The organism is Ramlibacter sp. (assembly GCF_050250995.1).
Classification (GTDB): domain Bacteria; phylum Pseudomonadota; class Gammaproteobacteria; order Burkholderiales; family Burkholderiaceae_C; genus Ramlibacter.
In genome coordinates, this window is the sequence record NZ_JBFWNP010000014.1 from 47,209 (window position 1) to 67,648 (window position 20,440).

The following is a 20,440-nucleotide window of genomic DNA, read 5'->3' on the forward strand; positions in this document are numbered from 1 at the left end:
GCCGTCAGAACGGCGGCAGGCCGGCCGCGGTGGCGGCGTTCTCGATGGGTACCGCGAAGCCGATGCCGAGGAAGGTGCGCGCGGACGTCGGGTTCAGGATGGCGGTCACGATGCCCACCACCTCGCCGTCCATCGTCACGAGCGGGCCGCCGGAGTTGCCGGGGTTCGCCGCCGCGTCGAACTGGATCAGGTTCTTCATTTCCTGCTTGCCCTCGGGCGACTTGAACACGCGGCCGAGGCCGGAGACCACGCCGCCGGAGGCCGAGGGGCCGATGCCGAAGGGGAAGCCGACGGCCAGCACCTTGTCGCCGGGCGCGAGGTCGTTGGTCGAACGCATGGTGGCCGCGATCATGTCGTCCGGGATCTTGGCGGCCTGCAGCACGGCGAGGTCGTTCTCGGCCTGCACGCCGCGGATGCTGGCGGCGGACTTCAGGCCGTCGTGGAAGATGACCTCGATGCGGTCGGCGCCGGACACGACGTGCAGGTTGGTGAGGATCACGCCCTTGTCGATGATGACGACGCCGGTGCCGACGCCGGCCTCGACCTCGTCGTCCGCCGCGGCGGACTCGGTGGCGATCGGCTTGGTGGCCTTGGGGTTCTTCGCCGACGGCGTCTTCGCGACCTGCTTGGCCTCTTCGTCCTTCAGCCGGCTCTTCTTCACGTAGCTGACCACGCGCACGACGGAGGGGCGGATGTTGTCGTAGGCCCGCGCGTATTCCGACGGCATGACCTGCGTCTCCATCGTCTTGAGTACGGCGGCGTTGATGTCGTCCTGCGTCAGGCGGCGCTGCGGGCCGTTGAGCGCGAACATCGCGGCGAGCGCCAGCGCGAGCACGAAGATGGTGGACCACATCATCGCCATCTGGCCGGGAACGAAGCGACGCCAGCCGCGCGGCCGGGCCGCGGCCGTTGCCGCAACGGGTTCGGGGGGCGCAACGAGGGGGAGGGGGAGGTCGTGACCGGTCACGGGCGCCCGTGCGCCCCCTGCCGGGCGACTGGAGCTGTAGAGGGCGGGCCTGCGCATCCGTTCACCTTGAAAACTGCCAAAGCTATGACACACGGTATCACGCTTTGCGGACCGATGCACGCGTTGCGGCATCATCGGAGCATGCCCTTCTGGATCGACACGCATTGCCATCTGGATGCGCCCGAATTCGCGCACGATGCCGGTGCGGTCCGGGCTCGGGCGGCGGACGCGGGCGTGGGTTTGTGCGTGCTGCCGGCGGTGGAGGTCGGCAATTTCGAGGCCGTCCGCGCGCTGGCTCATCGGCACGGCGACGCCTACGCCCTCGGCATCCATCCGCTGTGTACGGGACGCGCGGCCGACGGCGACCTCGACCGGCTCGACGAGGCGCTGGCGCGGCATCGCGGCGATCCGCGCCTGGTGGCCGTCGGCGAGATCGGGCTCGACTATTTCGTCCCCGGACTCGATCCCGAACGTCAGGAAACCTTCTATCGCCGCCAGCTGGAGCTCGCCCGGCGGCATGGCCTGCCCGTGCTGCTGCATGTGCGCCGCTCGGCCGACCGGCTGCTCAAGCACCTTCGCGACTTGCCCTGCGAGGGCATCGCCCATGCGTTCAACGGCAGTGCCCAGCAGGCGGACGAGTTCGTGCGGCTCGGCTTCAGGCTCGGCTTCGGCGGCACGGTGACCTTCGACCGGGCGCTGCAGATCCGCCGGCTGGCGACCGCGCTTCCCCTCTCCGCGCTGGTCGTGGAAACCGATTCGCCCGACATCCAGCCGCACTGGCTCTACCGGACGGCGCAGGAGCGCGCGGACGGCCGGCCGCAGGCCCGCAACGAACCGGGGGAGCTGCCGCGCATCGGCGCGGTCCTCGCCGGCCTGCGCGGGATCGATGCGGCCGAACTCGCCGAAGCGACCACGCGCAACGCGCACGCCGCGCTGCCGAAACTGGCGGCACTCTCCGCCGCACCGACATGACCGACCTCCCCGAAGTCAACTTCTCCGACCATGGCGACATCCGCTACCTTCACCTGGGCAGCGAGTGGGTGCAGGGCTCCATGCGCCTCGATGCGCCGTTCGAGATCGATCTCGAATACGTGCAGCGGATGATGGCCTGGCTGCTCTTCGTGCCGCCCCGGTCGGTGGCGACGCGCCATGCGATGCAGCTGGGCCTCGGCGCCGGCGCCCTCACCAAGTTCTGCCGGCGCAAGCTGAAGATGAAGACGACCGCCATCGAGCTCAATCCGCAGGTGGTGGCGGCCTGCCGGATCTGGTTCAAGCTGCCCGCCGACGATGCGAAGCTCTCGGTGGTGATCGGCGATGCCGCCGAAGTCGTGGCGCACGAGCACTGGCGCGGCCAGGTCGATGCGCTGCAGGTCGACCTGTACGACCATGAGGCCGCGGCGCCCGTGCTCGACAGCGCCGATTTCTACCGCGACTGCCGAGAGCTCCTCACCGCCGACGGCGCGATGACCGTCAATCTGTTCGGCCGCTCGTCGAGCTACGAACGCAGCCTGGCGCACATCGCCGCGGCCTTCGGCGAATCGGCCCTCTGGGCCTTCCGGCCGACCCGGGAGGGCAACACCGTCGTCGTCGCCTTGCGCGAGGCGCGCGAGGTGCCGCGCGCGGAGCTCCTGACGTCGGCGGACGCCGTGCAGGGGCTCTGGGGGCTGCCCGCGAAAAAATGGTTGCGGGTGCTGAAGCCGGTCGCGGATAAGCTATCGCCGCAATGAGCCCCGCGTCCCGCTCCAACTCCGCCTCGGCTTCGGCTTCGGCTTCGGCCTCCTCGGCCGCCTCGCGGTCGCTCGCCCGCACCGCGCCGCGCGGGCCGCTGCACTGGCGCGACATCGTGCAGTGGCTGAGTGAGGACGGCGTCATCAGCAACGAGGAGGCGCGCCGCACCACCACGCGCTGCTCGCAGGCCGAAAGCACCTTGCATCCGCTCGTGCGCCTCGCGGCCGTCGCCATGCAGCGCGCGCGAGACGGCAAGCCGCTCGACATCGAGGCGCTCACGCAGTACGTGGCCGAGCGCAACCAGCTCGAATACCTGCGGATCGACCCGCTGAAGGTCGACGTCGCCAAGGTCGCGGATTCCATGAGCGCCGCCTATGCGGAGCGGCACAAGGTGCTGCCGGTGCAGGTCACCGGCAACGAGGTCGTGGTGGCGACGGCCGAGCCCTTCGTCACCGACTGGGTCGACGAAGTCGAGCGGCAGGCCAAGCGCAGCGTGCGCCGCGTCCTGGCGAATCCGCAGGACATCCACCGGTACACGGCTGAATTCTTCGCGCTGGCGAAGTCGGTGCGCGCCGCGCAGAAGGCCGGCGGCAACGGGGGGGCGGCGAGCTTCGAGCAGCTCGTGGAGCTCGGGCGGACCAACAAGCAGCTCGACGCCAACGACCAGGGCGTGGTGCAGGTCGTCGACTGGCTCTGGACCTACGCCTTCGACCAGCGCGCGAGCGACATCCACCTGGAGCCGCGGCGCGAGCAGGGCGTGATCCGCTTCCGCATCGATGGCGTGCTCCACCCCGTCTACCAGATGCCCATGGGCGTGCTCAACGCGATGATCGCGCGCGTCAAGCTGCTGGGACGCATGGACGTGGTCGAGAAGCGCCGCCCGCAGGACGGCCGCATCAAGACGCGCAACACGCGCGGCGACGAGGTCGAGATGCGGCTGTCGACGCTGCCCACGGCCTTCGGCGAGAAGATGGTCATGCGCATCTTCGACCCCGACACGGCGGTCAAGGACCTCGACGCGCTCGGCTTCCAGCCGCACGACGCGCAGCGCTGGGAGCAACTGGTAAAGCGGCCCTACGGCATCATCCTGGTGACCGGCCCCACGGGCTCGGGCAAGACCACCACGCTCTATTCGACGCTCAAGCGCATCGCGACGGAAGAAGTGAACGTGAGCACGGTCGAAGACCCGATCGAGATGATCGAGCCCGCGTTCAACCAGACGCAGGTGCAGTCGCAGCTCGATTTCAACTTCGCCGAAGGGCTGCGCGCGCTGATGCGGCAGGACCCGGACATCATCATGGTCGGCGAAATCCGGGACCTCGAGACCGCGGAGATGGCGGTGCAGGCCGCGCTCACCGGGCACCTCGTGTTCTCGACCCTGCACACCAACGACGCGCCCTCGGCGATCACGCGTCTGATGGAGCTGGGCGTGCCGCCCTACCTGCTGAGCGCCACGGTGCTCGGCGTGCTCGCCCAGCGGCTCGTGCGGACCCTGTGCAAACAGTGCCGCGAGCCCGACCCCGATGCGGAGGCGAAGCGCGCGGAACTCGACGAAGTGGTGAAGCCCTGGAAGATCAACGGCTGGCGTCCCTACCGGCCGGTCGGCTGCGTCGACTGCCGCATGACGGGCTTCCTCGGCCGCATGGGACTCTATGAGCTGATGACGGTCGGCGAGCAAGTCAGGGAACTCATGGGCCGCGAGCCCAGCCTCGCCGCATTGCGCCGGCAGGCCGTGGCCGACGGAATGCGGCCGTTGCGCCTTGCCGGCGCTCTGCGCGTGGCCGAAGGACACACCACGCTGGCCGAAGTCCTCACGTCGACCCCGCCCCTGGAGTAATCCCAAGGTCTACGTTCGAACAACCCGGCGGTAGGTGGAACCCACAACATGTTTAGTCAGGTTCCAGCACACAATCCGCCCGTCGAATTTTGTTTCGAGGAGACAACTTGTGAAGATCAAGAGTCAGAAGGACTTCTGGGCGGGCCTGATGTTCCTGGCCGTCGGAGTCGCGTTCGCCTGGGGCGCAACGAACTACAACGTGGGCGAGGGCGCCCGAATGGGTCCCGGTTATTTCCCGCTCATGCTGGGCGTCATCCTGGCGCTGGTAGGTGCGTTCATCGTGTTCGAAGCGCTGGTCGTCGAGACCGAGGATGGCGAGCCGATCGGCAAGTGGGCCTGGAAGCCGCTGTTCTTCATCATCGCGTCGAACGTCGTGTTCGGCATCTGCCTCGGCGGCATTCCCAAGATCGGGATTCCGTCGCTCGGCCTGATCGTCGGCATCTTCGCCCTCGTCTTCATCGCCAGCAACGCGGGCGAAGAGCACAACAACAAGGAGCAGTTCATCCTCTCCATCGTGCTCGCCATCATGAGCTACGTCGCCTTCATCGTCCTGCTCAAGCTGCAGTTCCCGGTGTGGCCTAGCTTCCTGACCCGCTGAAGGAAAAACGATCATGGAACTCTTCAGCAACCTGGCCCTGGGCTTCGGCGTCGCGTTCACGCCGATCAACCTGCTCTACTGCTTCATCGGCTGCGTGCTCGGCACCGCCATCGGCGTGCTCCCGGGCATCGGCCCCGTCGCGACCATCGCGATGCTGCTGCCCGCCACCTACGCGCTGCCGCCCGTGTCGGCGCTCATCATGCTGGCCGGCATCTACTACGGCGCGGCCTACGGCGGCTCCACGACCGCCATCCTGGTGAACCTGCCCGGTGAATCGTCCTCGGTGGTGACCATCATCGACGGCTACCAGATGGCGCGTCAGGGACGAGCGGGCCCCGCGCTGGCCGCGGCCGGCATCGGCTCGTTCTTCGCCGGCTGCGTCGCCACCCTGATCCTGGCCGCGTTCGCCGCGCCCCTGACCGAAGTCGCGTTCAAGTTCGGCCCCGCCGAATACTTCTCCCTGATGGTGCTGGGCCTCATCGGCGCGGTGGTGCTGGCCTCCAGCTCGCTCGTCAAGGCCATCGCCATGATCCTGCTGGGCCTGCTGCTCGGCCTGATCGGCACCGACGTGAACTCGGGCGTCGCGCGTTTCTCGTTCGACATCCCGGAACTCACCGACGGCATCGGCTTCATCGTGATCGCCATGGGTGTGTTCGGCTACGGCGAAATCATCTCGAACCTCGGCAAGGGCGCGGAGGAGAGGAAGGTTTTCACGGCCGGCGTGACGGGCCTCTTCCCGACCAAGGCGGACTTCAAGCGCATGGCGCCCGCGATCCTGCGCGGCACGGCGCTCGGCTCCAGCCTGGGCATCCTGCCCGGCGGCGGCGCGCTGCTGTCGGCTTTCGCGGCCTACACGATCGAGAAGAAGACGAAGCTCCATCCTGGCGAAGTCCCGTTCGGCAAGGGCAACATCCGCGGCGTCGCGGCGCCGGAAGCGGCGAACAACGCCGGCTCGCAGACCTCGTTCATCCCGCTGCTCACGCTGGGCATTCCGCCCAATGCCGTGATGGCGCTGATGGTCGGCGCGATGACCATCCACAACATCCAGCCGGGCCCGCAGGTGATGACCAGCAACCCGCAGCTGTTCTGGGGCCTGATCGCCTCGATGTGGATCGGCAACGCCATGCTGATCATCCTGAACCTGCCGCTGATCGGCATGTGGATCAAGCTGCTGTCCGTCCCCTACCGCTGGCTGTTCCCCGCCATCGTGCTGTTCTGCGCCATCGGCGTGTACTCCACGAACAACAACACGTGGGACATCTGGATGGTCGCGATCTTCGGCGTCGTCGGCTACATCTTCATCAAGCTTGGGTGCGAACCGGCGCCGCTGCTGCTCGGCTTCATCCTCGGGCCGATGATGGAAGAGAACCTGCGGCGTGCGCTGCTGTTGTCGCGCGGCGACTGGAGCGTGCTGGTCACGCGTCCGCTGTCGGCGGGCCTGCTGGCAGCGGCTGCCCTGCTCGTCATCATCGTGGCCCTGCCATCGATCAAGGCGAAGCGGGAGCAGGCTTTCCAGGAAGAGGATTGACGCTCCTGCGTCGCCCTTCACGAAAAAGCCCCGCGATGCGGGGCTTTTTCATGGGCGGATCGCGTCAGGTCTGCTGCTGTGGCGTCGCGCTGCCCGCGATGCTGAAGCCGCCATCCATCAGCAGGCTCTGGCCCGTGATGAACCCCGCATGCGCGCCGCACAGGAAGGCGCACGCCTCGCCGAATTCGAACGGCGTGCCGACGCGCCCCGCCGGGCCGTTGCGGAAGAACTGCAGGCGCTCGGGGAAGCTCGCGAGCCGCGCCGTGTCGAACGGCCCGGGCAGGAGGTTGTTGACGGTCACGTTGTGCCGCGCCACCTGCGGCGCGATCGCGCGGACGAAGGAGGCGAGTCCCGCGCGGCTCGCGCTCGAGAGGGGATTTTCCGGGCTCGGGCGGACCTCGGCCATCGACGTGATGTTCACGACGCGGCCGAATCCGCGCGAGGTCATGCCCTCGACGCACAGCCCGATCATCGCGATGGCCGCCAGCATGTTCGACTGCAGCGCCTGCAGCCACTGCGCTTCGGTCAGCTTGCGGAAATCCGCGCCGGGAGGGCCGCCGGCGTTGTTGATGAGGATGTCGGGCCCTGGGCAGACGGCAAGCGCAGCAGACCGGCCGGCCGCGGTCGAGATGTCGCCCTCGGCGAACAGCACGCGCCGGCCCGTCGTCGAAGCGATCGCCTCGGCGGTCGCTTCGAGCGCGGCGCGGTCGCGCCCGGTGATCGTCACGTCGCAGCCTTCGCGTGCGAGCGCTTCCGCGCACGCACGGCCGAGGCCTCGGCTGGCCGCGCAGACGAGCGCGTTCTTTCCGGTGAGGTTCAGGTCCATGCCCGATTACACGGGCTCGGCGCGACGCGAGCGCGCCGGGCGCCGGCTTGTTCCGGGTCGTGGAATGCGGATCGGACCGCTGCGCCGTCGGCCAGCGTACCGCCGGGCGCAGTGTTCCGTATCATCGGCCATCGCAGAGATGGAAGGCACGGATATGGATCTCGGGATTTCTGGGAAGACTGCGCTCGTATGCGGCGCGAGCAAGGGACTGGGTTTCGGCTGCGCGCAGGCGCTCGCGCGCGAAGGCGTACACGTGCTGCTCGTGGCGCGCGGCGCGGAGGCGCTGGCCGCCGCGGTCGAATCGCTGAAGGGCGACGCGAAGGTGCCCGCGGGCACGCAGGTCGAAGGGCTTGCCGCCGACATCACCACCGAGGCAGGACGCGCCGCCGTCTTCGCGAAGCGCAAGGACTTCGACATCGTCGTCACCAATGCCGGCGGCCCGCCCCCCGGCGACTTCCGCGACTGGGACCGCGATGCGTGGGTCAAGGCGCTCGACGCGAACATGCTCACGCCCATCGCGCTGATGAAGGCGACCGTGGACGGCATGGCCGCGCGCGGCTTCGGCCGCATCGTCAACATCACCTCGGGCGCGGTGAAGGCGCCCATCGACATCCTCGGCCTGTCGAACGGCGCCCGCACCGGGCTCACCGGATTCGCAGCAGGCCTCGCGCGCTCGAAGCTCGCCGCGTCGAACGTGACGATCAACAACCTGCTGCCGGGCCCGTTCGAGACCGACCGCCTGCGCGCCACCATGGAAGGCGCCGCCAAGAAGTCCGGCAAGTCGGTCGACGAGGTGATGGACGCGCGCCGCAAGACCGTGCCGGCGCAGCGCTACGGAACGATCGAGGAGTTCGGCGCGACCTGCGCGTTCCTCTGCAGCACGCACGCCTCGTACATCGTGGGGCAGAACGTCCTGATCGACGGCGGGGTGTATCCGGGGACGATGTAGGCGTCAGGCGCCTCAGCGCCTCAGTGCCTGCGTGACGACACGAGGATGCCGCCCACGATCAGCGCGAACGCCAGCCCGTGATACACGCGCGGCGGCTCGCCGAGGAAGGCCGTCGCGAGCAGCGCCGCGAAGAGCGGCGTGAGGTTGGCGAAGAAGGACACGACGCTCGGTCCCACGCGCTGCACGCCCATGCCGAAGGCGCGGTAGGCGAGGATCGCGGGGAAGATCGCCACGAACGCGAGCGCGATCAGCAGCGTGGCGCTCCATTCGATGTGGCGCGGCGCCACCGCCCACTCGCCGGCCGCGAAGAGGCCGGACCACATCAGCCCCGGAACGATCTGCACCATGAGGAAGGCCGTCCAGTCGTTGCGGACTTCCGGCGCGTCCGCCCCGATGTCCGCGAGCAGCCAGCTGTACCAGGCCCACGACAGGGTGGCGAGCAGCATGTAGACGTCGCCGATGACGAAGCGCACCTGGGCAAGCTGCGCGGGCTCGCCGCGCGCGAGCACCACGAGCACGCCGGCCATCGACAGCGCCGCGCCCAGCATCTGCCGCCCGGTGATGGCTTTGCCGTAGAACAGCGCGCCGAACGCGAGGATGAAGATCGGCGAGCTCGCGCCCACGAGCGTCGTGTTGACCGGGCTCGACGTCGTGAGGGCGAGGTATTGCAGCGCGTTGTAGCAGCCGACGCCCAGCAGGCCGACGAGCCAGTAGCGGCGCCAGCGCGGCCAGAAGGGCCCGCCGCGCCGCAACACCCAGCCCGCGAACGGCAGCAGCAGGGCGAAGGCGAGCATCCAGCGGATGAAGTTCAGCGTGATCGGCGGCACCGTGCCGGCGAGCAGGCGGCCCACGACCGCGTTGGCCGCCCACAGCAGCGGCGGCGTGGCGAGCAGGAGGACGGTGGAAAGCGAGAGGCGCTGTTGCATCGAAGTGGGAACGGTCGCCGCCGACTTTAGCCGCCCTGCGCCGACGCCGATGGCGAAATCGTGGCAGGATGGCGGCGCATTCGAATCGAGGAGCAGAACATGAGCAAGGCAGTTCGCATTCACCAGGCCGGCGGCCCCGAGCAACTCCGCATCGACGACGTCGAGGTCGGCGATCCCGGACCCGGCGAGATCCGCATCCGCCACCATGCGGTGGGCCTCAACTTCATCGATGTCTACCACCGCACGGGCCTGTATCCGCTGCCCCTGCCGGCCGGCATCGGCGGCGAAGGCGCGGGCGTGATCGAAGCCGTGGGGGAAGGCGTCACGCACCTGAAGGCGGGCGACCGCGCGGCCTATGCGAGCAACGTGCCGGGCTCTTACGCCGAATCGCGCGTGATGAAGGCGCAGCAGGTGTGCAGGCTGCCCGACGGCATCGCATTCGACACCGCCGCCGCGATGATGCTCAAGGGCATGACGGCGCAGTACCTGCTCAAGCGCACGCCTTTCGACACCCTGCGACCCGGCGACATGGTGCTGTGGCATGCGGCGGCCGGCGGCGTGGGCCTGATCGCCTGCCAGTGGGCGAAGGCGCTGGGGCTGCAGGTCATCGGCACGGCGGGCAGCGACGAGAAATGCGCGCTGGCGAAGGAGCTGGGCGCGGCGCACACCATCAACTACAACAAGGAAGACTTCCTTGTGCGCGTGAAGGAGCTCACCGGCGGCAAGGGCGTGAAGGTCGTCTACGACTCGGTGGGCAAGGACACGTGGGACAAGTCGCTCGACTGCCTGCGGCCGCTCGGGCTGATGGTGAGCTTCGGCAACGCGTCCGGGCCGGTGCCGCCGTTCGCGCCGGGGGTGCTGGGCGCCAAGGGCTCGATCTACGTGACGCGCCAGACGCTCTTCACCCACATCGCCACGCGCGAGTCGTGCCAGCAGATCGCGGACGATCTGTTCGAAGCGGTCGCCAGCGGCAAGGTCAAGATCCGCATCGACCAGCGCTATCCGCTGGAGCAGGTGCAGCAGGCGCATCGCGACCTCGAGGGGCGCAAGACGACCGGCAGCACGGTGCTGACGCTCTGATCGGGCGGCGAGGGCTGCGGCGCGGCCCCGTCACGGCCCCGCCGCAGCATTCCTACAGCGCGATAGCCTCGCCGCTTGCAGGGCGCGCGGCGGGCCGCCGCTACATTGATCTCGCTACCGGAGATCAATCACCATGACGTTGCGCGCCTACCTTGTCGAAGACAGCCCCACCATCCGGGACAACCTGATCGAAGCCCTGCGGGAAATGGCCGAGGCCCAGCCCGTGGGGACGGCAGAGACCGAGCACGAGGGGCGGCGCTGGCTCACGCAGAATGCCGATGGATGGGACATCGCCATCGTCGACCTGTTCCTGCGCGAAGGCAGCGGCCTGAACGTCATCGAGGCGCTGCAGAACGCGCGGCGGCCGGGGCAGCGCGTGGTCGTGCTCAGCAATCATTCGTCGCGCGACGTGAAGTGGCGTTGCGAGCAGCTGGGCGCCGACGCCGTGTTCGACAAGTCCACCGAGATCGAGGCGCTCGTCGCCTTCTGCACCGCTACAGCGCGTTCGACGCTTCCTCGGACAGCGTCTGCAGCTGTTGCTGCTTGAGCCGGTTGGGCGCGAGCGCGCCCGCCGAGTCGAGGATCGGATAGGCGATCGAGCAGATGTGCGAGTTGATGCGCTTCAGGTCGCTGATCAGGTCGATGTGCAGCGAACTCGTCTCGATGCTCTGCATGGTGTTGTCGGTCAGGCGCGTGAGGTGCGTCGCCGAATAGGCGCGCTCCAGGTCGCGAAAGCGCGCCTTCTCCTCCAGCAGCTTCTGAGCGTCGCGGACCGAGCCGTTGAGGAACACGCTCATGCCCAGCCGCAGGTTGTCGAGCAGGCGCGCGTGCATCTCGCAGATCTCGGCCATGCCGGCGTCCGAGAAACTGCGGCTCTTCTTGATCTTCTTGTCCTCGATGTCGATGAGGATGCGCTCGATGATGTCGCCGATCTGCTCCATGTTGATCGTGAAGCTGATGATGTCGGTCCAGCGCCGGCTTTCCTCCTCGCCCAGCGCCTCGCGCGAGATCTTGGTCAGGTAGTACTTGATGGCCGAGTAGAGCCGGTCGACCGTGTCGTCGAGCTTGCGCAATTCGTCGGCCAGGCGCACGTCGTTGTCCTTGATGACGCGCAGCATGCCCAGCAGCATCGTCTCGACCACGTCCGCCTGGTGCAGCGCCTCGCGCGCCGCGCAGGAAATGGCGAGCGACGGCGTCGCGAGGGCAGAGGGGTCCAGGTGATGCGGCCGGCCGGCGACCATCGTGTTGTCCGGCTTGGGCAGCCAGCGCTCGACCCAGCGCGCGACCACGCGCGTCCAGGAGATCAGCAGGATCGCCAGGATGAAGTTGAAGGCGAGGTGGTAGAGCACCACCAGCAGCGCGGGCTGCGGGAAGTACGGGCTCGCATAGCGGATCCAGAGGGCCACGAAGGGGATGGCGAGCAGCACGCCGATGCATTTGAAGACCAGGTTGCCCAGCGGCACCTGCCGCGCCTCGATGGTCGAGCGGGCGGTGACGAGCACGGCAAGGATGCCGCTGCCCAGGTTGGCGCCGATCACGAGGCCGAGCGCGACGTCGAGCGGGATCGCGCCCGAGCCGGCGAGCGTGGCCGTGAGCAGCACGATAGCGAGGCTCGAGTAGGCCAGCACGGCGAGCATCGCGCCGACGGTGATCTCCAGCAGCGTGTCGGACGAAAGCGAGAGCAGCAGCGCCTTCACGGCCGGCGCCTGCACGATGATCGCCGTGGATTCGGCCACGAGGCGCAGCGCCAGCAGGATCAGCCCCAGCCCGATCAGCACGCGGCCGAAACGGCCCACGGTCGTGGCCTGCCGCGAGATGAACATGACCACGCCGACGAAGATGAAGAGCGGCGAGAGCCACGACAGGTCGAACGAGAACACGACCGTCATCAGGCTCGTGCCGATGTCCGCGCCGAGCATCACCGCGAGCGCGGTCGGCAGGTTCATCAGGCCCTGGCCGACGAAGGACGCGACGATCAGCGCCGTGGCGGTGCTCGATTGCAGCAGGGCGGTCACGCCCAGGCCGGCCATCGCGGCGGCGGGGCGGGTCGAGATGCTGCGCGCCAGCACGTGCCGCAGGTTCGCCCCGAATACCCTCAGGATCCCGGTCCTGACCAGATAGGTGCCCCAGACCAGCAGCGCCACGGCCGCCAGCAGGTTCAGCAGATGCTTCATGTCTAAAGGAATGATACGCCGCGACAGCCCGGGTGCGCACGGGGAAAAACCATGGGAGCCCCGGGCCCCGCCTGCACGGGGACGACGAATGCGTCATTCCCGCGGAGGCGGGAATCCAGGGCTGCCGTGCTCCGTCTCGCTAGCGCGACTTCTTCACGCGGAACAGCTCGTCGATGATCAGGCAGGCCGCCCCGACGCAGATCGCGCTGTCGGCGATGTTGAATGCCGGAAAATAGGCGTTGCGCCAGTGGAACTGGAGAAAGTCCACCACGTACCCGTGCAGCAGGCGGTCGACCAGGTTGCCGACCGCGCCGCCCAGGATGAGGGCGAGCGAGAAGCTGAACAGCTTCTGCGCATGGTGCGAACGCAGCATCCAAAGGATGAAGATCGTCGCGGCGACCGCGATGCCCGTGAAGAGCCAGCGCTGCCAGCCCGAGGCGTCCGCGAGGAACGAGAAGGCCGCGCCCGTGTTGTGCGCCCGCACGATGTTGAAGAAGGGCGCCACGTAGGTGGAATCGCCCAGCTTGTAGTAACCGAGGATCAGGACCTTGGTGAACTGGTCGGCGATCAGGATGATCAGCGCGAGGCCCAGCCAGGGCAGCATCCCCGACGAGGACGACGAGGTGGTGGAGATGCGGGCCATCAGGCGACGCTCCGCGCTTCGCCCGCGCCGAAGAGGTTGCTCACGCAGCGTCCGCAGAGCGCGGGATGCGCGGGGTCGCTGCCGACGTCGGCTCGCCAGTGCCAGCAACGCTCGCACTTGGTGTCGGCGGAGGGACGGGCCTGCACCGCGAGTTCGGCGCCCGCGCGCAACTCGACCGCGGACGCGATGAAGACGAACTTCAGGTCGTCGCCGAGCGCGGCGAGCAGCGCATGGTCGTCCGGCGGCGCCGTGACCACGAGGTTCGCCTGCAGCGAGGAGCCCACCTGGCCTTTCTCGCGCACCGCCTCGATCTCCTTGTTCGCCACGGCGCGGATTTCCTGCAGCCGCTTCCACTTGGCGAGCAGCTCCGTATCCGGCGTGCCGAGCTCCGCGTACTCCTCGAAGAAGATCGAATCGGACGTGCCGAACACCTTCCAGGCTTCTTCCGCCGTGAAGCTGAGGAAGGGCGCCATCCAGCGCAGCATGGCGTGCGTGATGGCGTGGAGCGCCGTCTGCGCGCTGCGGCGCGCGAGCGACTTGGGCGCGGTCGTGTACAGGCGGTCCTTCAGCACGTCGAGGTAGAACGCGCCCAGGTCCTCGGAGCAGTACACCTGCAGCTTGGCCACGACCGGGTGGAACTCGTACACCTCGTAGTGCGCGAGCACCTCGGCCTGGAACTCGGCCGCGCGCGAAAGCGCGTAGCGGTCGATCTCCAGCATGTCGGCCAGCGGCACAGCGTCCTTCGCGGGGTCGAAGTCGCTCACGTTCGCGAGCAGGAAGCGCAGCGTGTTGCGGATGCGGCGGTAGGCATCGACGACGCGCGCGAGGATCTTGTCGTCGCCCGCGATGTCGCCGGAGTAGTCGGAAGCCGCCACCCACAGGCGGATGATCTCCGCGCCGAGCTTCTTGCTCGTCTCCTGCGGATCGACGCCGTTGCCGGCCGACTTGCTCATCTTGTGGCCCTTCGCGTCGACCGTGAAGCCGTGCGTGAGCAGTCCGCGGTACGGCGCGCGGCCGTACATCGCGCAGGCCGTGAGCAGCGAGGAGTGGAACCAGCCGCGATGCTGGTCGTGCCCCTCGAGGTACAGGTCGGCCTCGGGCCCGTTCTCGTGGCCCGCGCCGGGATGCGAGCCTTTGAGCACGGTGGTGTGCGTCGTGCCGGAGTCGAACCACACCTCGAGGATGTCGGTGCTCTTGGTGTACTGCGGGGCATCGGCCGCCGCGCCGACCTTCGAGAAGATCTCTTCGGTCGTCGCCTTGCTCCATGCCTCGATGCCGCCGGCCTGCACCATGTCGGCCGCGAGGTCGAGGATCTCCATCGTCTTCGGATGCAGCTCGCCCGAGTCCTTGTGCAGGAAGAAGGGCAGGGGCACGCCCCAGCTGCGCTGGCGGCTGATGCACCAGTCGGGCCGGCCCGCGATCATGTCGCGCAGGCGCGCCTGGCCGTTCTCGGGGAAGAAGCTCGTCTCCTCGATCGCCTCCAGCGCCATCTGGCGCAGCGTCTTGGGCGCCTTGTCCTTCGTGAAGACGCCAACGCCTTCGTCCATGCGGACGAACCACTGCGCGGCCGCGCGGTAGATCACCGGCGACTTGTGCCGCCAGCAGTGCGGATAGCTGTGCGCGATGCCCTCGGTGGCGAACAGGCGGCCGGCCTCGGCCAGCGTCTCGATGATCTTCGGCACCGCCTTCCAGATGTTCAGCCCGCCGAAGAGCGGGAAGTCGGGGGCGTACGAACCGTTGCCCTGCACCGGGTTGAGGATGTCGTCGTACTTCAGGCCGTGCGCCACGCAGCTGTTGAAGTCGTCCAGGCCATAGGCGGGCGAGGAGTGGACGATGCCGGTGCCGTCCTCGGCCGTCGCGTAGTCGGCGAGGTAGACGGGCGAGAGGCGGCGGTAGCCCGCATCCACGTCGTGCAGCGGATGTCGGAAGTTCAGGTCGCCGAGCTTCTCGCCTTTGACCGTCGCGACCACCGTGCCCTCGAGCTTGTAGCGCGCAAGGCATTTCTCGACGAGCGAGGCGGCGAGGATCAGCTGGCCGCGCGGCGTGTCGACGAGCGCGTAGTCCAGCTCGGGGTTGAGGTTGAGCGCCTGGTTCGCGGGGATCGTCCAGGCGGTGGTCGTCCAGATGACGATGAAGATGGGTTTGCCGGTGGCCGGCGCGCCGAAGGCGGCCAGCACGGCGCCCGGCTCGTCCGCGAGAAAGCCGACGTCGAGCGTCTGCGACTTCTTGTCCGCGTATTCGATCTCGAACTCGGCGAGCGAGGAGCCGCAGTCGAAACACCAGTACACCGGCTTCAGGCCGCGGTACACGAAGCCCCGCTCGACCACGCGCTTGAACGCGCGGATCTCGTCGGCCTCGTTGCTGAAGTCCATCGTGCGATAGGGGCGGTCCCACTCGCCCAGCACGCCCAGGCGCTTGAAGTCGCCCATCTGCAGCGCGATCTGCTCGGTGGCGAAGGCGCGGCTCTTCGCCTGCATCTCGTCGCGCGGCAGGTTGCGCCCGTGCAGCTTCTCGATCGCGTTCTCGATCGGCAGGCCGTGGCAGTCCCAGCCGGGGATGTAGGTCGCGTCCAGCCCCTTGAGCTGGCGCGACTTCACGATCATGTCCTTCAGCACCTTGTTGACGGCGTGCCCCATGTGGATCTGGCCGTTGGCATAGGGCGGGCCGTCGTGCAGCACGAATTTCGGGCGGCCGCTGCGCGCGTCGCGCAGGCGCTTGTAGAGGCCCGTCTCGTCCCATTCCTTGACCCAGCCCGGCTCGCGCTTCGGCAGGTCGCCGCGCATGGGAAAGGGCGTGTCGGGCAGGTTGAGCGTTGCCCGGTAATCGGTCTTGTCGGCGGTCTTGTCGTTCATGGAATTCTCGAAAACAGGAATGTCATGCCGTGGCGGTGGGGCCGGCATCCGTCTGCGCGGGTGACAAGACCGTTAAATTCGGTCGCGCGTGGTCTGCCGCCGCGTCTCGGCGTGCGTGGATGCGAAGAAGGCGCGCGCAGCCTCGCAGTCGCGCGCGATGCCGGCCTTCAGGTCGTCCAGGCTCGCGTAGCGCAGCTCGTCGTGCAGTTTGTGCAGCAGTTCCACGCGGATGATTTTACCGTAGGCCCCCTCGGCCCCGAGGGCGGCGGGCCATTGGAGGCAATGCGTCTCCAGCAGCACCCGCCCGCCATTCACGTCCGTGGGGTCGAGCGAAGGCCGCACCCCGAGGTTCGCCACGCCTTCGAGGGCCTCGTCGCCCAGGCCATGGACCTTGACCGCGAAGATGCCGCTGGCCGCCGGTTTCCAGTGCGAGAAGCGCAGGTTGAGCGTGTGGAAGCCCAGCTCGCGGCCGAGCTTGCGGCCATGCACCACGTGGCCGCTGATGCTGTAGGGCCGGCCCAGCAGCGCGCCGACGCCGGCCATGTCGCCCCGCACCAGCGCCTCCCGTACGGCCGAGCTGGACACGCGCAGGCCGTGGACCTCGTAGCTGTTCATCCGCGCGACGTCGAAGCCGCGGCGGCCGCCCGCCTCGTCGAGCATGCGGTAGTCGCCGGCGCGCCGGGCGCCGAAGCGGAAGTCGTCGCCCACCAGCACGTAGCGCGCGCCGAGCCCCGCGACCAGCACGTCCTCGATGAACGCCTCGGGCTGCTGGCTCGCGAACTTTTCGTTGAACCGGAGCACCACGCACTGCTGGACCCCGCAGGCCGCGAGCTCGGTCAGCTTGTCGCGCAAGGTGGCGATGCGCGCGGGCGCGAGCTCCGGCTTGCGCTGCGACGCCGCGAAGAAATCGCGCGGATGCGGCTCGAAGGTCATCACGCAGCTGGGCACCCCGCGGTGGCGAGCCTCGTTGTTCAGCAGGGCCAGCATCGCCTGGTGGCCGCGATGCACGCCGTCGAAGTTGCCGATGGTCAGCGCGCAGTTCGCGGCGATGCCGGGAGGGTTCAGGCCACGGAAGACATTCATGCGGCGGTATCTTTTTGATAGCAACGCAAGCCCGTGCCGCAAGGGTGCGCACCGGGGCAGTGTGTCGCGGAAACAGGGTATATTGTGCTCGACGCGATGCCTTCGTGCCGTCGCGCCTTTGGATGACTTTTCCCGGTGTTTCCTCGTTCGCAGAAGGAGGCGTGCTTGAAGGTCCTGAAGTTGTCGGCCCAGGGGCTCCCCCAGTCCTGGATTTCGCTGGAGCAGGCGGTGCTGCACTACGCCTGCGGCCAGGTGCGCTGGGAAGCGGGCGCCGAAGTCGCCGTGTTCCGCGGCGGCACCAATGCCATGACGGGCGAGCAGTCGGTCATCACCGTCAACAGCATCATCGGCACCCGGGGCGTGCCGAACATCAACCCCTTCGAGCTCAAGCCCGGCCTCACCAACGGCAAGCTGTTCGCGCGCGACCGCAACGTCTGCGCCTATTGCGGCAGCGCCTGCGAAGAGGAACACCTCACGCGCGAGCACATCATCCCGTTCGCGCAGAACGGCAAGGACCACTGGATGAACGTGGTCACGGCCTGCCGCGCCTGCAACCATCGCAAGGGCAGCCGCACGCCGGAGCAGGCGGGCATGACGCTGCTCTACACGCCCTACGTGCCTTCACTATGGGAAGACTTCATCCTGCGCAATCGCCGAATCCTGGCCGACCAGATGGAGTTCCTGATGGCGCACCTGCCCAAGACGTCGCGGCTGCATTCGTAGCGTCGGGCAATGCTCGACGGGGAGGCCGGACCCCTCACTCGCAGAGCGCCCGGATCTCCGCCGGAATCTCCAGGGCTCGAATCGAATTGGGGTCGCCCTCGCGCCTTCCCGCGAAGATGCGCACCTCGTCGCATTCCATGATCGCGTCGTCGCCGCGCATCACGCGGTAGCGCTGCACGAAGCTCTTGCCGCGCCATTCGGCGATGCGCGTGTGCAACTGCAGCACGTCGCCGTAGCTCGCGGTCTTCATGAACTTCGCATGCGTGTCCACGAGCGGCGTGCCGATGACGCCGAGCGTCTTCTCGGTTTCGTGCCACGGCGGAACGCCGCATTCGACGAAGAAGTGCCGCGAGGCCGCGTCGATCCAGCGGAAGAAGTTGGGGAACCAGACGATGCGCGCGGGGTCGCAGTCGCCGAATTCGACGCGGACGGTGTAGATGATTTCTTTGGACACTCGATCGCCTCTTGTTGCGCGAGATTTTGATCGAGGAACCGTGACGCTCGATCGAGAGAAAGTTCACACCCTGTAGGACAAATTCGCGATTTCGGGCCGGATCGTTCACACCGGGGTGCGCACTCTCCAGAATTCACTCCAGAAAAGCATTTCCGGGAGCGCCGCCATGATCCAGCAGACCACGACTCGTTGCCGCCCTGCGCCGTTGTCCACGCGCGCGTTCACGACCCTGGATCCGGAGCGCCAGGGCATGCCGGCGATCTCGATCAAGCGCAGCCCGCTCGCGTCGGCGCCGGCGTCGAGCACCGGCCGCCCCGCGCCGTGTGCATCGGCGGAAGGCTATTCGCTGCGTGCGCTGGGCGCGCGCGCCGCCTCGCACGCGGCGTCGTAGGCCCAGGCCAGGTCCTCTTCCCGGATCTGCGCCGGTTCGCCCGGCACGCTCGACATGTAGACGGGCCGGCCCGCGGCGTCGTGCGCGCTGGCCGCGAGGGTGCGCAGCACGCGCCGCGCGCAATCGAACTCCACGAGAACGGACGTCCTGTGAATTCGCGGCGAACGCGCTGCGAAGGTCGCCGTTTCCGTCACCAGCGGCGAACGTCCACGCCAGCGCAGCCACACGTCCACGCGGGAGCGGTCGGCCTGCAGCGAGGCGATGTCCATGTCCAGCTCCGGCGCGCCGGGCACGGCGCGCCAGGTGGCGGCCATCGCGGCGTCCATGAGCACGCTCGCGCAGAGGGCCGCGCAGACCGCGAGGGGGCGCAGGGTCATGCCCCATGCTAGCCCGGTTGGCTGCTTCGCGTTTTCGCAGTGCAGCAAGATCGGGGGCCGGGCAGGCCGGCGCACTGAGGTATCGTCCCGGCATGAACGACGACATCCGCCGCGCCTTCACGCCCACCGGCAAGCTCCGGGCCGCCATCAACATGGGCAACCCCGTCCTCACCGGGCGCGATGCCGCAGGCGCGCCGCGCGGCGTGTCGATCGACCTCGCGCGCGAATTCCCGCGCCGGCTCGGCGTCGAGTGCGAACTCGTGGTGCTCGAGACGGCCGGCGAGTCGGTCGAGGCGCTCGCCGGCGAGCGGGCCGACATCGGTTTCTTCGCCATCGACCCCAAGCGCGGCGAGCAGATCGCCTTCACGCCGCCCTATGTGCTGATCGAAGGCGCCTACCTCGTGCGCAACGACTCCCCCTTGCAGGCGAACGAGGAGGTGGACCGTGCGGGCCACCGCGTCGTGGTGGGCAAGGGCAGTGCGTACGACCTCTTCCTCAGCCGCGAGCTGAAGCATGCCGAGATCGTGCGCGTCGCCCTCTCGCAGACCGTCGTGCGGGAATTCATGGCGCAGGGCGCCGAGGTCGCCGCGGGCGTGAAGCAGCAGCTCGAATCCGACCTGTCGCGCACGCCCGGCGTCCGCCTCCTGCCCGGCCGCTTCATGGTGATCCGCCAGGCGATGGGCTGCGCCCGCGCGCGCGGCGATGCCGCCGCGGCGCACCTGTCGGCATTCGTCGAGGAAATGAAGGCGAGCGGGTTCGTGGCCGAAGCTTTGGAGCGCCACGGCGTGGAGGGCGCCGCCGTCGCCCCACCCAACTAAACGGAGCGGACGAGCGCGGCAATGCGGCGCGGGCCGCCCGTGACGTGTTCGATGAGATCGAGGCGCGCCCAGCGATAGGCGTCGAGGACGGCCACCATGTCTTCGGCGATGGCGGCCTCGTGGCCGCGCAGGAGCGCGAGCGGCAGCGCCTTGCCGTTCCACAGGGAATCGGCGAACTGCGCGATGTCGCTGCGCAGCCGGCCGCGGGACTCTTCGGCGGCGCGCAGCAGTCGCTCCAGCGCCTCCAGGCCCCGCTCGGTGGCGTGATGCGAGCCGAGCTCCTCCGACAGCAGCTTGGCGCGCTCGAACAAGGTTTCCTCGTGGTCCGGTCGCACGCGGTCGGCTCGGCCGCAGACGACCAGCACGTCGTTGATCCGTTCCATGCGCGCACGGTGGCGGCTTTCGCGCTCGGTCTTGTTCATGGCTGCTCGCTCCTCACCGTCGGTTCTACACGGCCGAAGCGAAATGCGCGAGCGCGCAAACACC

General features: G+C 68.4%; 21 protein-coding genes. 10 read left to right on the forward strand and 11 right to left on the reverse strand.

The window, feature by feature from the left end; translation table 11 throughout:
• Positions 1-4: 4 nt before the first annotated feature.
• Positions 5-1,024 carry a S1C family serine protease gene (locus AB7E83_RS11895; protein ID WP_428569524.1) on the reverse strand — a complete coding sequence of 340 codons (1,020 nt, stop codon included), beginning with the start codon at positions 1,022-1,024 and terminating at the stop codon, positions 5-7.
• A gap of 84 nt (positions 1,025-1,108) precedes the next feature.
• On the opposite strand from AB7E83_RS11895, the gene AB7E83_RS11900 reads away from it, so the two are divergent.
• The 5 genes from AB7E83_RS11900 to AB7E83_RS11920 all read left to right on the forward strand — a co-directional run bounded on the left by AB7E83_RS11900 (position 1,109) and on the right by AB7E83_RS11920 (position 6,658).
• Positions 1,109-1,939 carry a TatD family hydrolase gene (locus tag AB7E83_RS11900; RefSeq protein WP_428569526.1) on the forward strand — a complete coding sequence of 277 codons (831 nt, stop codon included), beginning with the start codon at positions 1,109-1,111 and terminating at the stop codon, positions 1,937-1,939.
• Positions 1,936-2,694, forward strand: a complete 759-nt coding sequence (locus AB7E83_RS11905) for a spermidine synthase (protein WP_428569529.1) — start codon at positions 1,936-1,938, stop codon at positions 2,692-2,694. Before AB7E83_RS11900 ends, AB7E83_RS11905 begins: the two co-directional genes overlap by 4 nt.
• On the forward strand, positions 2,691-4,532 hold the full coding sequence (locus AB7E83_RS11910) for a GspE/PulE family protein (protein WP_428569532.1): 1,842 nt from the start codon (positions 2,691-2,693) through the stop codon (positions 4,530-4,532). Before AB7E83_RS11905 ends, AB7E83_RS11910 begins: the two co-directional genes overlap by 4 nt.
• A gap of 109 nt (positions 4,533-4,641) precedes the next feature.
• The gene (locus tag AB7E83_RS11915) at positions 4,642-5,130 is read left to right on the forward strand and encodes a tripartite tricarboxylate transporter TctB family protein (RefSeq protein ID WP_428569534.1); all 489 of its coding nucleotides are present in this window, start codon (positions 4,642-4,644) and stop codon (positions 5,128-5,130) included.
• Between the two features lie 13 nt (positions 5,131-5,143).
• The gene (locus tag AB7E83_RS11920) at positions 5,144-6,658 is read left to right on the forward strand and encodes a tripartite tricarboxylate transporter permease (protein WP_428569537.1); all 1,515 of its coding nucleotides are present in this window, start codon (positions 5,144-5,146) and stop codon (positions 6,656-6,658) included.
• Positions 6,659-6,722: 64 nt separating this feature from the next.
• On the opposite strand, the gene AB7E83_RS11925 is transcribed toward AB7E83_RS11920, so the two are convergent.
• Positions 6,723-7,484: an SDR family oxidoreductase gene (locus AB7E83_RS11925; protein ID WP_428569540.1), complete on the reverse strand. Its 762-nt coding sequence runs from the start codon at positions 7,482-7,484 to the stop codon at positions 6,723-6,725.
• Between the two features lie 154 nt (positions 7,485-7,638).
• On the opposite strand from AB7E83_RS11925, the gene AB7E83_RS11930 reads away from it, so the two are divergent.
• The gene (locus AB7E83_RS11930; protein ID WP_428569542.1) at positions 7,639-8,433 is read left to right on the forward strand and encodes an SDR family oxidoreductase; all 795 of its coding nucleotides are present in this window, start codon (positions 7,639-7,641) and stop codon (positions 8,431-8,433) included.
• A 20-nt stretch (positions 8,434-8,453) separates the two neighbouring features.
• Here the strand turns inward: AB7E83_RS11930 and AB7E83_RS11935 are convergent, their stop codons facing one another.
• Positions 8,454-9,359, reverse strand: coding sequence for a DMT family transporter (locus AB7E83_RS11935; protein ID WP_428569545.1), 906 nt, complete (start codon positions 9,357-9,359; stop codon positions 8,454-8,456).
• A 99-nt stretch (positions 9,360-9,458) separates the two neighbouring features.
• Here AB7E83_RS11935 and AB7E83_RS11940 point away from each other — a divergent pair, with 99 nt between their 5' ends.
• Positions 9,459-10,439, forward strand: a complete 981-nt coding sequence (locus tag AB7E83_RS11940) for a quinone oxidoreductase family protein (RefSeq protein WP_428569547.1) — start codon at positions 9,459-9,461, stop codon at positions 10,437-10,439.
• A gap of 133 nt (positions 10,440-10,572) precedes the next feature.
• Complete coding sequence (locus tag AB7E83_RS11945) at positions 10,573-10,986, forward strand: response regulator (protein ID WP_428569549.1); 414 nt, start codon at positions 10,573-10,575, stop codon at positions 10,984-10,986.
• Here the strand turns inward: AB7E83_RS11945 and AB7E83_RS11950 are convergent.
• The 4 genes from AB7E83_RS11950 to AB7E83_RS11965 form a co-directional block, all read right to left on the reverse strand.
• Positions 10,934-12,613: a Na/Pi cotransporter family protein gene (locus AB7E83_RS11950; RefSeq protein ID WP_428569552.1), complete on the reverse strand. Its 1,680-nt coding sequence runs from the start codon at positions 12,611-12,613 to the stop codon at positions 10,934-10,936. The two genes, AB7E83_RS11945 and AB7E83_RS11950, sit on opposite strands and share 53 nt — an antisense overlap.
• 139 nt (positions 12,614-12,752) lie before the next feature.
• Positions 12,753-13,256 (reverse strand): signal peptidase II, encoded by a 504-nt coding sequence (gene lspA, locus AB7E83_RS11955; RefSeq protein ID WP_428569555.1) that lies wholly within the window; start codon positions 13,254-13,256, stop codon positions 12,753-12,755.
• Positions 13,256-16,108 carry an isoleucine--tRNA ligase gene (ileS, locus tag AB7E83_RS11960; protein WP_428569557.1) on the reverse strand — a complete coding sequence of 951 codons (2,853 nt, stop codon included), beginning with the start codon at positions 16,106-16,108 and terminating at the stop codon, positions 13,256-13,258. Before ileS ends, lspA begins: the two co-directional genes overlap by 1 nt.
• 72 nt (positions 16,109-16,180) lie before the next feature.
• A complete protein-coding gene (locus tag AB7E83_RS11965) occupies positions 16,181-17,191 on the reverse strand; it encodes a bifunctional riboflavin kinase/FAD synthetase (RefSeq protein WP_428569560.1) in 1,011 nt (336 codons plus the stop codon).
• 165 nt (positions 17,192-17,356) lie between these two features.
• On the opposite strand from AB7E83_RS11965, the gene AB7E83_RS11970 reads away from it, so the two are divergent.
• Positions 17,357-17,914: an HNH endonuclease gene (locus AB7E83_RS11970; protein ID WP_428569563.1), complete on the forward strand. Its 558-nt coding sequence runs from the start codon at positions 17,357-17,359 to the stop codon at positions 17,912-17,914.
• A gap of 34 nt (positions 17,915-17,948) precedes the next feature.
• On the opposite strand, the gene AB7E83_RS11975 is transcribed toward AB7E83_RS11970, so the two are convergent.
• From AB7E83_RS11975 to AB7E83_RS11985, 3 genes are all read right to left on the reverse strand, one after another.
• Positions 17,949-18,368, reverse strand: coding sequence for an acyl-CoA thioesterase (locus AB7E83_RS11975; RefSeq protein ID WP_428569566.1), 420 nt, complete (start codon positions 18,366-18,368; stop codon positions 17,949-17,951).
• 105 nt (positions 18,369-18,473) lie between these two features.
• Complete coding sequence (locus AB7E83_RS11980) at positions 18,474-18,674, reverse strand: hypothetical protein (RefSeq protein WP_428569568.1); 201 nt, start codon at positions 18,672-18,674, stop codon at positions 18,474-18,476.
• Between the two features lie 33 nt (positions 18,675-18,707).
• Positions 18,708-19,136 carry a hypothetical protein gene (locus tag AB7E83_RS11985; protein WP_428569571.1) on the reverse strand — a complete coding sequence of 143 codons (429 nt, stop codon included), beginning with the start codon at positions 19,134-19,136 and terminating at the stop codon, positions 18,708-18,710.
• Between the two features lie 92 nt (positions 19,137-19,228).
• Here AB7E83_RS11985 and AB7E83_RS11990 point away from each other — a divergent pair, with 92 nt between their 5' ends.
• Positions 19,229-19,954 carry an ABC transporter substrate-binding protein gene (locus AB7E83_RS11990; protein ID WP_428569574.1) on the forward strand — a complete coding sequence of 242 codons (726 nt, stop codon included), beginning with the start codon at positions 19,229-19,231 and terminating at the stop codon, positions 19,952-19,954.
• Here AB7E83_RS11990 and AB7E83_RS11995 read toward each other — a convergent pair.
• Positions 19,951-20,376: a DUF7673 family protein gene (locus tag AB7E83_RS11995; protein ID WP_428569576.1), complete on the reverse strand. Its 426-nt coding sequence runs from the start codon at positions 20,374-20,376 to the stop codon at positions 19,951-19,953. The genes AB7E83_RS11990 and AB7E83_RS11995 overlap by 4 nt on opposite strands.
• Positions 20,377-20,440: the final 64 nt, after the last annotated feature.